Below are 13,685 nucleotides of genomic sequence, written 5' to 3' on the forward strand. Positions count from 1 at the left end.
CCACCGGCTGGCCCATCGTAGTCACGCCGTTCACAGACCGGCTCGCCCCCTCACGATCGCGTACGACGTATGGACGCACAGTGACCCGAGTGGAAAGCTCGAAAGCACCGCGGTCGTCGCCGGAGCCGACCCGCACACGGCCCCGCCTGTCCGCGAGCAGCCAGCATCCCCGAGGGGGCTGTGCCTCCTCAACGCGCACGTGACCGGGAGGCAAGGCATGGGCGACAAGGCGAACGCACACCCCGGAGCCGCCGGCAGGGCTACGGCGGCCGACCACCCCGCGTCCGTACGGAATGTGGTGCTGGTCGGCCACAGCGGATCGGGCAAGACGACTCTGGTGGAGGCCCTCGCGCTGACCGCGGGGGCGGTGAACCGCGCGGGCCGTGTGGAGGACGGCACCGCCGTCTCGGACTACGACGACATCGAGCACCGGCAACAGCGCTCCGTACAGCTGTCCCTGGTCCCCGTCGAATGGGGCGGCTACAAGATAAATCTCCTGGACACCCCGGGGTACGCCGACTTCGTGGGCGAGTTGCGGGCCGGTCTGCGCGCCGCGGACGCGGCCCTCTTCGTGGTGTCGGCGGCCGACGGCGTGGACGGCGCGACCCGCATGGTGTGGGAGGAGTGCGCGGCGGTCGGCATGCCGCGGGCCATCGTGGTGACCCACCTGGAGGCGGCCCGCGCCGACTTCGGCGAGATGACGCGGACCTGCGCCGAGGCCTTCGGGGCCGACGACCCCGACGCCGTGCTGCCGCTGTATCTGCCGCTGCACGGCGCCCAGGGGCCGGACGGACACGCGCCGGTGACCGGCCTGGTCGGGCTGCTCTCGCAGCGGATCTTCGACTACGCGTCCGGCGAACGCAAGGAGTCCGAGCCGGGCGAGGAGCAGCTCCCGCTCATCGAGGACGCACGCAACAGACTGATCGAGGGGATCATCGCCGAGAGCGAGGACGAGTCCCTCATGGACCGCTATCTCAGCGGCGAGGACCTCGACTTCAAGACCCTCGTCGACGACCTGGAACGGGCCGTGGCGCGCGGCATCTTCCACCCCGTGCTCGCGGCGGCCCCGGCGGCCGAGGGCGCCCGTCAGGGCATCGGCACGGTGGAACTCCTCGAACTGATCACGGGCGGCTTCCCCACCCCCCTCGAGCACCCGGCGCCCGCCGTCACCACACCCGGCGGCAAGGCGCGCCCGGCCGTCGCCTGCGACCCCGAGGGGCCGCTGGTCGCCGAGGTCGTGAAGACCGCGTCCGACCCCTACGTGGGGCGCGTCTCGCTCGTACGTGTCTTCTCCGGCACCCTGCGCCCCGACGAGACCGTGCACGTCTCGGGGCACGGCCTGGCCGACCGCGGACACGAGGACCACGACGTCGACGAACGCGTCGGCGCGCTCTCCTCCCCCTTCGGCAAGCAGCAGCGCCCGCTCAGCAGCTGTATCGCGGGAGACCTGGCCTGCGTCGCCAAGCTGAACCGCGCCGAGACGGGTGACACCCTCTCGGCCAAGGACGATCCGCTCCTGATGGAGCCCTGGGACATGCCCGACCCGCTGCTGCCGCTCGCCATCGAGGCGCACAGCAAGGCGGACGAGGACAAGCTCTCCCAGGGTCTCTCGCGGCTGGTCGCCGAGGACCCGACGATGCGCCTGGAGCAGAACCAGGACACCCACCAGGTGGTCCTGTGGTGCCTGGGTGAGGCCCACGCGGACGTCGCGCTCGAGCGGCTGCGCAGCCGGTACGGCGTGCAGGTCGACGTGGTGTCCCACAAGGTCTCCCTCCGGGAGACGTTCGCGGACAGGTCGGCGGGGCGCGGCCGTCATGTGAAGCAGTCCGGTGGCCACGGCCAGTTCGCGATCTGCGAGATCGAGGTCGAGCCGCTGCCGGGCGGCAGCGGCATCGAGTTCGTCGACAAGGTCGTGGGAGGCGCCGTGCCCCGGCAGTTCATCCCGTCCGTCGAGAAGGGCGTGCGCGCACAGGCCGCGAAGGGTGTGGCCGCCGGATACCCCCTGATCGACGTACGCGTCACGCTGCTCGACGGCAAGGCGCACTCGGTGGACTCCTCGGACGCCGCGTTCCAGACGGCGGGTGCGCTCGCCCTGCGCGAGGCCGCGGCCGGGGCCGGGATCCACCTCCTGGAGCCGGTGGCCGAGGTGCGGGTCCTGGTCGGCGACGAACATGTGGGGTCGGTGATGAGCGACTTCTCGGGGCGCCGCGGCCGGGTGGTCGGGACCGAGCAGGCGCCTGGCGGGCGCACGCTCGTGCGCGCCGAGGTGCCCGAGATCGAGATCGGGCGTTACGCCGTGGACCTGAGGTCCCTCTCGCAGGGCACCGCCCGCTTCAGCCGCACGTACGCACGCCACGAACCCATGCCGCCGCAGCTCTCCGAGAGGATGCGCGAACAGGCCCAGAAGGTCTCCTAGTTGAGGGGCTCCGGCAGGGTGCACCGGATGCGCCCTGCCGGATGTCGGTGCACACCGATACGCTGATGACCTGATCAACAGGTGTGCCGGGCAAGGAAGTCGGGAAAAGCCGCAGGAGCGAAGATATTGCGGCGATGGGGGCGGCAGTGGCGGACGACGTATTCGACTTCAGGCCCGGGGCCCAGGTCCCGCTGTCCGGGGCCGCAGGACAGACGGCGGCGACCCACGCCCTCGCGTCAGCCGCGTACCGCGACGACAAGGCGACGAAGATACTCGACGCCAACAACGAGTGGCACAAGTCAGAGGTGAAGGAAGGCCTTTGGTCGCTCTTCGCACCGAATCTGGGTGAGGCGTTCGCACGGGCCGTGCAGGTACGGATGCTCGGCGGGGCCCGCAAGCCGCTCATCCAGTCCTTCGGCATGGAGCCGCAGTCGATCGTCGAGCACTGTCTCGCGGCGAACAACATCCGCAAGGAGCGCGACCGCTGGCTCACCCTCGTGATGGTGCTGTGCGGTCTCCTTTTCCTGCCGGGGCTGCTCGTCTGGCTGCTGCTCTTCACGGCCAAGCAGGCGGTCGTCAAGCGGGACAACAAGCGGGCGAGCGCCATCGCGACGGCCGTCCTGGTCGCCGTGGGCGTCCTCGCCGTGATCTTCCTCGTCAAGCTGCCGATCGGCGGCCTCCTCGGCTGGTACATCCGCGCGGCGGTCGTCGTCCCCGTCGCGGGCTGGTTCTGGGCCAAGCTGATCGCCGAGCGCACCGCGCGTGACCTGCGTAACCGCTGGGCGAGCCTGCTCTCCGGCGGTGGCATCGGCGCCAAGATCCCCGAGGCGGTGCCGGGCAGCCCGGGTGAGACGGCCGCCGAGCAGCTCCGGCAGGGCCTTGCGCGTCTGTCGGCCGAGCAGCAGAGCAACTCGGTCTTCTACGCGGGGCCCAAGGGAATACTGGGCATGGGCACGCGCTGGGGAAGCTGGCAGCTCGCCGAGGAGCTGGTCTCCGGCAAGGAAGGCGTGGAGATCCACCCGTTCCGCAGCTGGGATGTCATTCGGTCCGTGCACGACCAGCTGCGCCTGCTCGAGCGCGGCCCGCTGCACACCGGCGGCTTCCCGACCCCGTCGATAAAGCACTGGATCGTCTCGCCCATCGGGGAGAACGCCAAGGCGGTCTCCCGCCCCGGTGGCACGGAGGTCGAGGCCTTCCAGGTCCGGGGCCACGAGATACAGCGGATCTGTAACGAGCAGCAGTTCGGCAGCGGTGACCGGCACTATCTCGGCGTCCAGTTCACGCTCTGGGACGGCCAGTTGGTCATCACGATGCTGATCACGGTGACCGTGCTGCACGAGACCCTGCGCATCGAGGTCACAGGACACGCGCTCGGCCCGGTCCACTCGCTGTTCACCAGCAAGCCCGACCCCAAGGTCAAGAAGGTCGCCAAGCCCATCAAGTTCTGGGAGACCACGGAGCGCAAGCTGCCGCTGGTCGACGCCGACGAGGTCGTACGCCTCGCGCTGCGCGCCCCCTTCACGTGGTATCCGCCGCTCCTGGACTACCTCGGCGGGAAGCTGGTCCTGCCCGAGCCCTTCGGCCTGCGGCACGCCTGGGCGGACAAGCCGTGGCGGCACCGCTTCATGGCCGACGACGCGCTGCGCGCGGCCACCCCCGTGCTGCGCGTGGTGCACTCGGCGGCCATCAAGGTCCTCGAGGAGAACGGCGTGGACACGGAGAAGTTCGGTACGCGCTCCGGCTTCCTCAGCGGCGCGGTCCAGGACCCGATGCCGAGGAAGGCGGACGTGTACGACGCATGAGGCGCCTCAGAGCGCGGCGGGCCAGGCGTCGGCCAGCATCTTGCGGGTGTCCGCGAGCAGCTGCGGCAGGATCTTCGTGTGGCCGACGACCGGCATGAAGTTCGTGTCCCCGCCCCAGCGCGGCACGACGTGCTGGTGCAGATGCGCGGCGATGCCGGCGCCCGCCACGGTGCCCTGGTTCATGCCGATGTTGAAGCCGTGCGCGCCGGACGCGGCGCGCAGCGCGGTCATGGCCTGCTTGGTCAGCTCACCGAGCTCGGCCGTCTCCGGGGCGGTCAGCTCCGTGTAGTCGGCGACGTGACGGTAGGGCACGACCATCAGATGGCCGCCGTTGTACGGGTAGAGGTTGAGCACCGCGTACACCTGCTCGCCGCGCGCGATGACCAGGCCGTCCTCGTCGGATTTGGCCGGGATGGTGCAGAAGGGACAGCCGTCGTCGGCGCCCGGACCGCTCGGCTTGTTCTCGCCCTGGATGTACGCCATCCGGTGGGGCGTCCACAGGCGCTGGAACGCGTCCTGCGTCCCCACTCCGATCTGCTGCTCCGGCTCACTCGTCATGCAGTGCAGCATATGACTTGCTCCGATCGGAGCGTGTCGGCGGGGCGCCCGCCGGGGGCGGCACGGCGAAGCTGGGTCGATGACCGATGACAGCCCTCATGGACGCTGGGAGAGCCGCACGGAGGCACCGCTCGCCGTGGCCTCGCTGCTCTACCTGGCCGCGTACGCGGTTCTTGTCCTGGCCTCCGGACTGCCCGCGACATGGCGCGCCGTCTTCCTCGCGGTCCTGTGCGCGGCCTGGGCCGCGTTCGCCGTGGACTACGCGGCGCGGTGGCGGCTGAGCGGGCAGGGATTGCGCTTCGTACGCACGCACTGGCTGGACACCCTGGTCCTCGTCCTGCCCCTGCTGCGGCCGCTGCGCGTCGTGCACGTCTACGAAGCGGTTCAGTGCAGGCGCGGGAGGCCGCGTCTCGCGCTGCACGCGCGCGTGGTCACGTACGCCGGTCTTTCGGCGCTGCTCCTCGGGTTCACCGGGGCGCTCGCCGTCTACCAGCACGAGCACACGGCACGGGGCGCGACGATCCGTACCTTCGGCGACGCCGTGTGGTGGGCGTCGGCCACGCTGGCGACCGTGGGCTACGGCGACGAGACACCCGTGACGCCGCTGGGGCGCCTGATCGCGGTGGGGATGATGATCTGCGGTCTCGCGCTGCTCGGCGCGGTCACGGGGGCGTTCTCGTCGTGGCTCCTCCAGGTGTTCGCGCGGGAGGACGAGAAGAGGCCCCCGGGACGCTGAACGTCCCGGGGGCCTCTCACTCACGTCACACCTGTTCGCGGCGCTCCACCACGTCCAGGAGCTTGGCAAGGGCCTGGTCGCGCGGGATGCCGTTCTCCTGCGAGCCGTCGCGGTAGCGGAAGGAGATCGTGCCCGCGTTCATGTCGTCGTCACCGACGATGATCATGAACGGGACCTTCAGCTTCTGCTGCGTCCTGATCTTCTTCTGCATGCGGTCGGAGGAGGCGTCCACCTCGACCCGCAGGCCCTTCTTCTTGGCCTCGGCCGCGAACTCCTGGAGGTAGGGGATGTGCGCGTCCCCGACCGGGATGCCCACGGCCTGGACCGGGGCGAGCCACGGCGGCATCGCGCCCGCGTAGTGCTCGAGGAGCACCGCGAAGAACCGCTCGATCGACCCGAAGAGCGCGCGGTGGATCATCACCGGACGCTGCTTGCTGCCGTCCGGCGAGGTGTACTCCAGGTTGAAGCGCTCCGGCAGGTTGAAGTCCAGCTGCACGGTCGACATCTGCCAGGTGCGGCCGATGGCGTCCTTGCACTGCACGGAGATCTTCGGGCCGTAGAAGGCGGCGCCGCCCGGGTCCGGGACCAGCGGGAGGCCCTGCTTCTCGGCGACCTTGCGCAGCGTCTCGGTGGCCTCTTCCCAGGCCTCGTCCGAGCCGACGAACTTCTCCGGGTCCTTGGTGGACAGCTCCAGGTAGAAGTCGGTCAGGCCGTAGTCGCGCAGCAGGTTCAGGACGAAGGTGAGCGTCGTGTCGAGCTCGTCCGCCATCTGCTCCTTGGTGCAGTAGATGTGCGCGTCGTCCTGGGTGAAGCCGCGGGCACGGGTCAGTCCGTGCACGACGCCCGACTTCTCGTACCGGTACACGGTGCCGAACTCGAAGAGGCGCAGCGGCAGTTCACGGTAGGAACGCCCGCGCGCATCGAAGATCAGGTTGTGCATCGGGCAGTTCATGGGCTTGAGGTAGTAGTCCACGCCCTCGTCGAGCTGCATGGGCGGGTACATGCCGTCCGCGTACCAGTCCAGGTGCCCCGAGGTCTCGAAGAGCTTCCCCTTCGTGGCGTGCGGGGTGTAGACGAACTCGTACCCCTCCTCCTCGTGGCGGCGCCGCGAATAGTCCTCCATGACCCGGCGGATGATGCCGCCCTTGGGGTGGAAGACCGCGAGGCCCGAGCCGATCTGCTCCGGGATGGAGAACAGGTCCAGCTCGCTGCCGAGCTTGCGGTGGTCGCGCTTCTCGGCCTCGGCGAGGAACTCCAGGTGGGCCTTGAGCTCGTCCTTGGTGGGCCAGGCGGTGCCGTAGATGCGCTGGAGCATCGGGTTCTTCTCGCTGCCGCGCCAGTACGCGGCGGCGTTGCGCATCAGCTTGAACGCCGGGATGTTGCGGGTGGTGGGCAGGTGGGGACCGCGGCAGAGGTCCTTCCAGCACAGGTCGCCGGTCTTCGGGTCGAGGTTGTCGTAGATGGTCAGCTCGCCGCCGCCCACCTCGACGTCCGCGCCGTCGTCACTGGAGGCGGAACCCTTGATGCCGATGAGCTCCAGCTTGTACGGCTCGTCGGCGAGCTCCTCGCGGGCGGCTTCGTCGGTGACGACGCGGCGCGAGAAGCGCTGGCCGCGCTTCTGGATCTCCTGCATCTTCTTCTCGATGGCCTTGAGGTCCTCGGGCGTGAACGGCTTCTCGACGTCGAAGTCGTAGTAGAAGCCGTTCTGGACCGGCGGGCCGATGCCCAGCTTGGCCTCGGGGAAGAGCTCCTGCACGGCCTGCGCCATCACGTGCGCGGTGGAGTGGCGCAGGATGTTCAGGCCGTCCTCGGAGGAGATCTCGACCGGCTCGACCTCCTCGCCGTCCTTCACCTCGTACGCGAGGTCCTTCAGCTCGCCTGCCACGCGGGCGGCGACGATGGTGCGCTCACCGGAGAAGAGTTCGGCGGCCGTAGTGCCCGTCGTCACCACGCGCTCTTCCCGCTCGGAATCGCGTTGGATGATCACACGGACGTCTGACACCGGTCTTCTCCTACCTGAAGGGGGTCGCGGCAGATCTGCTCCTGCACGCGAAACGAATCGTACCGAGCCGGGGGCGCCCATCGCGAAACGGTTATCCCCCGGGCCCCGGCCGCGCCCCGCCTCAGCCACCCCTAGTCCCCGCCGCACGCCTCCTCGAAGAAGTCGAGATTCTCCTGGAGCGACTTCATCAGGCGGTCCTTGTCCCCCTCGTCCACCTGCACAGGCACCACTCCGGAGGCCCCGGTGAGCCGCCGGAACCCACCCCGGCTCTCCAGCCGCCCGTGCACCCGGATCGGCAGCCCCACCAGGTGGGCATGGCCCGCGATGCGGTACGACTCCTCGTCGAGGGTCATGCGTACGTGGGGGACGTCCGCGCCCGCGAGCACCCTGACCCGCACCGTGCCGTCGCCCTGCGGCCCCGGCCGTCGCATCCGCACCACGGCTCCCGTGATCCGCACCGGCATCGCCGGCTCGTCCCGCAGATAGCGGGCGCTCGCCTCTCGGAGCACCGTCAGGTCCCCGGGCGAGAACTCGACGGGCTCGGCATCGACGGCGCACCCCTCGGGCACCCCGGCGGCCGGCGCCCACTCCACGGCGACCCTTGCCCCTTCCGTGCCTCGCACCAGAGCCACCACGGCCTCCGTCAGCTCATGGCTGACGCCCGCCTCGACCGCGCCGTCGAAGGCGTCCATGCCACCGGTGGCGCGCTGGTAGTCGACGGCTTCGCGGATCGCGTACAGCGCCTGGTGCAACCGCACGGCAAGCAGCCGCCCGGTCAGGACGGGTACGAACGCGGTGAGCCGCCGCCCGCCGGGAGCGGGACCGACCAGGACGTTCTCCAGGGACGCGGCGGCGGGCCTGCGGTGCCGCGCCCCGTAGTACCCGGCACGGCCACGCGCCGCGAGGGCCCCCGCGAGCAGCATCTGCCGCGCCGCCGACCGCAGTTGTTCCTCCGCCGTCCAGGTCGCGGCGCCCGCCGGGCCCGCCGGGACATCGCGCCACCAGCGGATCTCGTCGCTGGGCACGGTGAGCCCGACGAGCACGTCACGCGCGGACGGCGACGCGCTGCGCGCCAGGGCGGTGAGCGCCTCGCCGAGCAGGTCCTCGCAGTCGGGGAAGGCCCTGTTCTCCGGCACGAGCAGGCTCGTGCCTCCCCCGCCGGGCCCCGGTGGGGTCCAACGGGCGTAGCGCCCCGCCGCTCCCCCGCGCCGGCGCCAGCCGTGCCGGGCGAGCAGCGCGCCGAGCACGGCCGGGTCGACCTGCGAGGGCTCGGGGGGACCCAGCTGGGCCGGTGGACCGGCCCAGCCGACCGCGGGTTCCACGGGGTGCGGACGAACGGGGCGTAGTGGCTCTTCGATCGGGCGGTGCATCAGGGTCTCCCTCCCGTCCCGACGCGCGTCATGATCTCGCAGAGGGCCCTGTCGTCGAAGATCCGCGAGGTCGGGACGCGGACGGTGGTCCTGCGCCGGCCGGTCACCTGGTGCCCGGCGAGGTTGGTCCAGTAGCAGCAGTGCCGCAGGTCGAGCCGGTCATGGCCCGCGCGCAGCCAGTCGTCCTGCGACCGGGGCACGAGCATCACGACCAGGATCTTGTGCACGGCGACCGGGGTGCGGGCGAGCTTCTCCAGGTGCGGGTTGTCGAGCGTGAAGGAGAAGGCGGCGCCCGGAGGGTTCGGCGGGATCTGGTACGTGCACTTGAGCTGGACCTTGATGGTGACTTCGTCGTCGACCGTGTGCCCGGGGGCGCTGTGGCTGACGTGCCAGTCGATGCCGTTGTCCGGAAACGGCTGTGAGAGCGAGCACCCCGCCGCGGCGGCGACGGCGTGCAGATAGCCCACCTGAAGGGTCTCCATACAGGCGGTGGTGGCGAGTGTGCCGCGCGGCGGTGCGATCCGCTCGGGCAGCAGCCCACCCTGTTCGGGCTGCGCGAGCGCCATGTCCAACGTGCCTTCCGAACCAGTGAATTCCCGCTCGGGTCCAGTCAACTCTCAGACCTTGTACCTCTGTTGTCTCCGGGCCGCGTACAGCGCAAACAGCCCGGGTATCACCGGTGTGGGCAGGGGAGGAAAGCCATCTGCCGGACATGATCGAGGAGTTGCGTCACTATGACGTGCTGGTACGAGGGGCCCTTGGCCGCATTCGACACAGAGACCACGGGCGTCGACGTCGAGACCGACCGCATTGTGTCGGCCGCAGTCGTCGTCCAGCAAGGTGCGGGCACCCGCCCGCGGATCACTCGCTGGCTGGTGAATCCGGGCGTTCCGGTGCCCGAGAGCGCCACCGCGGTGCACGGCCTGACGGAGGAACATCTGCAGCACAACGGCCGCTGGCCCGCGCCGGTGATGGAGGAGATAGCCAGGGAGCTTGCGGAACAGGGCGCGGCGGGCCGGCCCATCGTCGTCATGAACGCGCCCTTCGACCTGACGATCCTGGACCGGGAGTTGCGCAGGCACCGCGCGTCGTCGCTCAGCCACTACATGGCGGGCTCACCGCTGTGCGTCCTCGATCCACGGGTCCTGGACAAGCAGCTCGACCGGTACCGCAAGGGCCGCCGCACACTGACGGATCTGTGCGCGCAGTACGCGGTGGAGCTGGACGAGGCGCACGACGCGGCGGCCGACGCGCAGGCCGCGCTGGATGTCGTACGCGCCGTGGGGCGGCGTTTCGCCTCGCGGCTCGAACGGCTCTCCGCGGCCGAGCTGCACGCGCTGCAGGCGGTGTGGCACGCGGCGCAGGCCCGCGGCCTGCAGGCCTGGTTCGCGCGCAGCGGTACGCCGGAGACGGTGGATCCCGCGTGGCCGCTGCGTCCCGAACTCCGGGCGGCGGCCTGAGATTTACCGACCGGCGACCACTGCCCGACGATTGCTGACCGACGACTACCGCCCGACGGCCGCTGTCCGAGGGCATGAAAAAACCGGTCCGTCAGCGACGGACCGGCATTCTCCGGGTGGGCGATACTGGGTTCGAACCAGTGACCTCTTCGGTGTGAACGAAGCGCTCTCCCACTGAGCTAATCGCCCGGGAACGGACTGAACAATACAGGTCTTCACGGGTTTCCTTCAAACCGCCGGCGCGCGAAGCGTCAGCCCCGCCCGAGGTACGCCCTCAGGCCTCGTTCGCCCGCGCGCATCATCAACGCGTGGTTGAGGAGGAAGACGGGTCTCCCGGGGACGGCGAGTCGTCGCATCAGCGGTTTGCGCACCACCACTTCCTGCTCGTAGAGCGCCCGCGTCCCGCCCGGCACCGCCGTGACGGTCCAGCGTGCCCAGCCGTCCAGGTCCCCGGTCATCACGATCTCCAGGACCCCGGCCGCTGGGTCACGATGCCGTTCCTCGGCGGTGACGAACAGGTCGTACGGCAGCAGAGAGCGGAAGCGTGCCGTGCCGCTGCGCTCGTCGACGGGCGTCACCTCCCGCACCTGCGGCCACCACGCCGGATAGTCCTCGGCGCGTTCGAGGGCGGCGTACACGTCGGCGGGCGGCGCGGGCAGCTTCCAGACGCTGCGGAAGCGGTAGTGACTCCAGTCCATGGACCGAGTCTGCCCGTAAGGCGCCGATCTGAGTACGTACTGAGTATCCGCACCGATGCCGTTCACTGTGTCCGGGACCACACTCCCCGGCATGACGAACATTCCGCCCCCGGCCGAGGAGCTCAGGATCCTCGACCTGGAGCTGCGACATCTCGACGCGCGCAGGGCGCAGTTGCTGCAACGCCGCGCCTGGCTCCTGGGCGCCCTCCAGACGGCCGCGGCACCCGCGCCCGTTCCCCCGCGGCCGGTCCGCGCCCCCGAGGCCACGCCGCCGAACGTACAGAACGCGCTGCTCACCCTGGGCGGCATCCTCCTGACGATCGCGGCGATCGCCTTCACGCTGGTGAGCTGGGGACACCTGGGCATCGGCGGGCGCGGCGCCGTCCTCGCGGCCGTGACCCTGACGGCGCTCGGTGTGCCCGCGCTGCTGCTGCGCCGGAAGCTGCGTTCGACGGCGGAGACGGTGGCCGCGCTCGGCCTCGCCCTGACCGTCCTGGACGCGTACGCCCTCCATGCCGTCGCCCTGCCGCGGACCGGCACCCTCGGCTACACGGCTGCCGCGTCCGCCGTTCTCGCCGTGCTGTGGACGGCGTACGGCCTTTCGTTCCGCGAGCTGCGGCTGCCCTTGCCGGTGGCCGTCGCGACCGCTCAACTCCCGCTCCTCCTCGGGGCGCTCGCGGCGAACGCGGGCGATCACGGGACGGGGGCGGCGCTCCTGGTGACGGCGGCGTTCGATGTCGCCGTCGCGCTGCGGGTGAGCGACCCGGCCGTCCGCGCCAGCGCAGCCGCCGGCGCTTGCGTCACGGGCCTGTGGGGTGCGCTGGGCGCCGGCTACCTGTCCTGGTCGGCGACGGATCTGCCCGACGCGGCGCGGGCGGGAGCGCTGCTGATGCTGGCCGCGTCGACCGCGCTGGTGGCGGCGTGGCTGATCGCCGTGCCCTCACAGGCGACAGCTGCGGCGTTCGCGGGCGGCCTGCTCGTGACGGCAGCGGCCGGTGGGGTGCTGCGCGAGACGCTGCCCTCCGCGTGGACGGTTCCCGGCCATCTGGCGTGTGCCGTGGTGCTTCTGGTGGTCGTCCGCGCCGCACTGCCGCGACCGGTCGCGCGTGGGGTCGCCGGTGCGGGGCTCCTGGTGCACGCACTCGCGGTGCTGTGGACGGTGCCCGCACTCGTCTCCGCGCTCGCCGGGCCCGCCAGTTGGGCCGGGAAGGTCTGGTCGGGGGCGCCGTCGGACGCGGGCGCCGCGGTCCTCCTGGAAGAACTACCGGTACACCACCCGGCGATGGCCTCGCTCGTGCTCGCCGTCGTCGCGGGCGTGCTGTGCGCGGCGGCCCGGCTCCTGACCTCCGACGCGCCGGCGGCGACCGTGCCGCCCGAGACGGAAACGACCGGGCGCCCCGGTCCGACGCCGACCGCGCCGAGCGGGAGCCCCGCCACCGCGCCCACACCGACTCCGTCCGCGACGCGGGCAGCTGCCCTGGTCATGGCCTGGGCCGCGGTATGCGTCCTGCCGCCCGCGCTCGCCCTCCCCTATGCGGCGGGGGTCTTGGCCCACATCACGGTGACCGCGGCTCTGCTTGCCGTCGCCGTGCGTGCCGGGTCGAGGGCTCTCACCCTGACCTCCCTGAGCCTGGCCGTCGTCTCCTCGGCGAGCGTCGCGCTGCTCGCCCTCGCGACCACCTCCGCGACGCTGGGCACGCTCGCCGCCCTGACGGCGCTCTTCCTGACCGCCGCGGTGCTCGCGGCCCGCCGTCAGGCGCCTGTGCCGGGAGTCGCGCCCGCCGCCGTCTGCGCGGCCGTCACGTACGCCACCGCGCTCGCCTGCGCCTCGGGGGCCGCCCTGGACCTGCGCGTGGAGCACACGGGGCTCCTGCTGCTCGTCGTCCCGGTGCTCGGCGCCCTCGCCGCGGCGCGGCTCGGACGCCACCCGCTGGCACCGCCGGTCGAGATCGCCGGGGCGGTCGCGGGCGGGCTCGCGGTCGTCCTCACCACGGGGCACGCGGCGACCCTCGCCCTGGCTCTCGCGCTCGGCGGCCTCATCGCCGCGGCCACCGCCCTCCGTACGGAGCGCCGCCCCGTCGGATACGCGGCCGGGGTGCTGTTCCTCCTGGCGAGCTGGGTCCGTCTCGCCGCCTGGGACGTCGGCACCCCCGAGGCCTACGCCCTGCCGGTCACCGTCCCCGCGCTCCTGATCGGCGCCCTGCGGCGCCGCCGCGTCCCGGAGACCTCCTCCTGGACGGCGTACGGGCCGGGCCTCGCGGCGACCCTCCTGCCGAGCCTCGTCGCGGCCTGGAGCGACACGCACTGGCAGCGTCCCCTGCTCCTCGGCCTCGCGGCCCTGCTGATCACGCTGGCCGGCGCCCGGCACCGGCTGCAGGCGCCCCTGACGCTCGGCGGCACGGCCCTCGCCCTGGACGCCTTGCACGAACTGGCGCCCTACATCGTCCAAGTGGTGGACGCTCTGCCGCGCTGGCTGCTGCCCGCACTCGCCGGGATTCTGCTCCTCGCGATCGGCGCGACGTACGAACAGCGGTTGCGCGACGCACGCCGGGTCCGTGACGTTCTCGGCAGAATGCACTGACTCCGCTTTCCCGGACGGCAGCCGACGGAGTATCAATTTCCTTCCGCGGCAAGGAAAAGCGA

Annotated in this window: 10 protein-coding genes and 1 tRNA gene; 5 read left to right on the forward strand and 6 right to left on the reverse strand. The window is 71.3% G+C overall.

What is annotated here, in order from left to right; translation table 11 throughout:
* Nucleotides 1-217 precede the first annotated feature (217 nt).
* Together AB0I94_RS24495 and AB0I94_RS24500 are read left to right on the forward strand one after the other, a co-directional pair.
* Nucleotides 218-2,416 carry an elongation factor G-like protein EF-G2 gene (locus tag AB0I94_RS24495; RefSeq protein WP_363311761.1) on the forward strand — a complete coding sequence of 733 codons (2,199 nt, stop codon included), beginning with the start codon at nt 218-220 and terminating at the stop codon, nt 2,414-2,416.
* Nucleotides 2,417-2,550: 134 nt separating this feature from the next.
* Nucleotides 2,551-4,218: a hypothetical protein gene (locus AB0I94_RS24500; protein ID WP_363311762.1), complete on the forward strand. Its 1,668-nt coding sequence runs from the start codon at nt 2,551-2,553 to the stop codon at nt 4,216-4,218.
* Nucleotides 4,219-4,224: 6 nt separating this feature from the next.
* Here the strand turns inward: AB0I94_RS24500 and AB0I94_RS24505 are convergent, their stop codons facing one another.
* Nucleotides 4,225-4,788, reverse strand: a complete 564-nt coding sequence (locus tag AB0I94_RS24505) for an HIT domain-containing protein (protein WP_363311763.1) — start codon at nt 4,786-4,788, stop codon at nt 4,225-4,227.
* Nucleotides 4,789-4,855: 67 nt separating this feature from the next.
* Here AB0I94_RS24505 and AB0I94_RS24510 point away from each other — a divergent pair, with 67 nt between their 5' ends.
* Entirely contained in the window at nt 4,856-5,512 is a 657-nt protein-coding gene (locus AB0I94_RS24510) for a potassium channel family protein (RefSeq protein WP_363311764.1), read from the forward strand.
* Nucleotides 5,513-5,537: 25 nt separating this feature from the next.
* Here the strand turns inward: AB0I94_RS24510 and thrS are convergent, their stop codons facing one another.
* The 3 genes from thrS to AB0I94_RS24525 all read right to left on the reverse strand — a co-directional run bounded on the left by thrS (nt 5,538) and on the right by AB0I94_RS24525 (nt 9,450).
* A complete protein-coding gene (gene thrS, locus AB0I94_RS24515) occupies nt 5,538-7,514 on the reverse strand; it encodes a threonine--tRNA ligase (RefSeq protein ID WP_363311765.1) in 1,977 nt (658 codons plus the stop codon).
* 131 nt (nt 7,515-7,645) lie between these two features.
* Nucleotides 7,646-8,887, reverse strand: a complete 1,242-nt coding sequence (locus AB0I94_RS24520) for a hypothetical protein (RefSeq protein WP_363311791.1) — start codon at nt 8,885-8,887, stop codon at nt 7,646-7,648.
* On the reverse strand, nt 8,884-9,450 hold the full coding sequence (locus tag AB0I94_RS24525; protein ID WP_363311766.1) for a DUF4365 domain-containing protein: 567 nt from the start codon (nt 9,448-9,450) through the stop codon (nt 8,884-8,886). Before AB0I94_RS24525 ends, AB0I94_RS24520 begins: the two co-directional genes overlap by 4 nt.
* 168 nt (nt 9,451-9,618) lie before the next feature.
* Between AB0I94_RS24525 and AB0I94_RS24530 the strand changes: the two genes are divergently transcribed.
* Entirely contained in the window at nt 9,619-10,344 is a 726-nt protein-coding gene (locus AB0I94_RS24530; protein ID WP_363311767.1) for a 3'-5' exonuclease, read from the forward strand.
* 117 nt (nt 10,345-10,461) lie between these two features.
* Here the strand turns inward: AB0I94_RS24530 and AB0I94_RS24535 are convergent.
* A tRNA-Val gene (locus AB0I94_RS24535) sits at nt 10,462-10,533 on the reverse strand.
* A gap of 62 nt (nt 10,534-10,595) precedes the next feature.
* Nucleotides 10,596-11,042 (reverse strand): SRPBCC family protein, encoded by a 447-nt coding sequence (locus tag AB0I94_RS24540; RefSeq protein WP_363311768.1) that lies wholly within the window; start codon nt 11,040-11,042, stop codon nt 10,596-10,598.
* Nucleotides 11,043-11,133: 91 nt separating this feature from the next.
* Between AB0I94_RS24540 and AB0I94_RS24545 the strand changes: the two genes are divergently transcribed.
* Nucleotides 11,134-13,623 (forward strand): hypothetical protein, encoded by a 2,490-nt coding sequence (locus AB0I94_RS24545; RefSeq protein ID WP_363311769.1) that lies wholly within the window; start codon nt 11,134-11,136, stop codon nt 13,621-13,623.
* Nucleotides 13,624-13,685: the final 62 nt, after the last annotated feature.

The sequence above is a fragment of the Streptomyces sp. NPDC050147 genome (assembly GCF_040660195.1).
Taxonomy (GTDB): domain Bacteria; phylum Actinomycetota; class Actinomycetes; order Streptomycetales; family Streptomycetaceae; genus Streptomyces.

Bases quoted from the DNA above. Each gene is read 5' to 3' on its own strand.
- AB0I94_RS24495 (WP_363311761.1), top strand. From the start codon at position 218: ATGGGCGACAAGGCGAACGCACACCCCGGAGCCGCCGGCAGGGCTACG.
- AB0I94_RS24500 (WP_363311762.1), top strand. From the start codon at position 2,551: ATGGGGGCGGCAGTGGCGGACGACGTATTCGACTTCAGGCCCGGGGCC.
- AB0I94_RS24505 (WP_363311763.1), bottom strand. From the start codon at position 4,788: ATGCTGCACTGCATGACGAGTGAGCCGGAGCAGCAGATCGGAGTGGGG.
- AB0I94_RS24510 (WP_363311764.1), top strand. From the start codon at position 4,856: ATGACCGATGACAGCCCTCATGGACGCTGGGAGAGCCGCACGGAGGCA.
- AB0I94_RS24525 (WP_363311766.1), bottom strand. From the start codon at position 9,450: ATGGCGCTCGCGCAGCCCGAACAGGGTGGGCTGCTGCCCGAGCGGATC.
- AB0I94_RS24530 (WP_363311767.1), top strand. From the start codon at position 9,619: ATGACGTGCTGGTACGAGGGGCCCTTGGCCGCATTCGACACAGAGACC.
- AB0I94_RS24540 (WP_363311768.1), bottom strand. From the start codon at position 11,042: ATGGACTGGAGTCACTACCGCTTCCGCAGCGTCTGGAAGCTGCCCGCG.
- AB0I94_RS24545 (WP_363311769.1), top strand. From the start codon at position 11,134: ATGACGAACATTCCGCCCCCGGCCGAGGAGCTCAGGATCCTCGACCTG.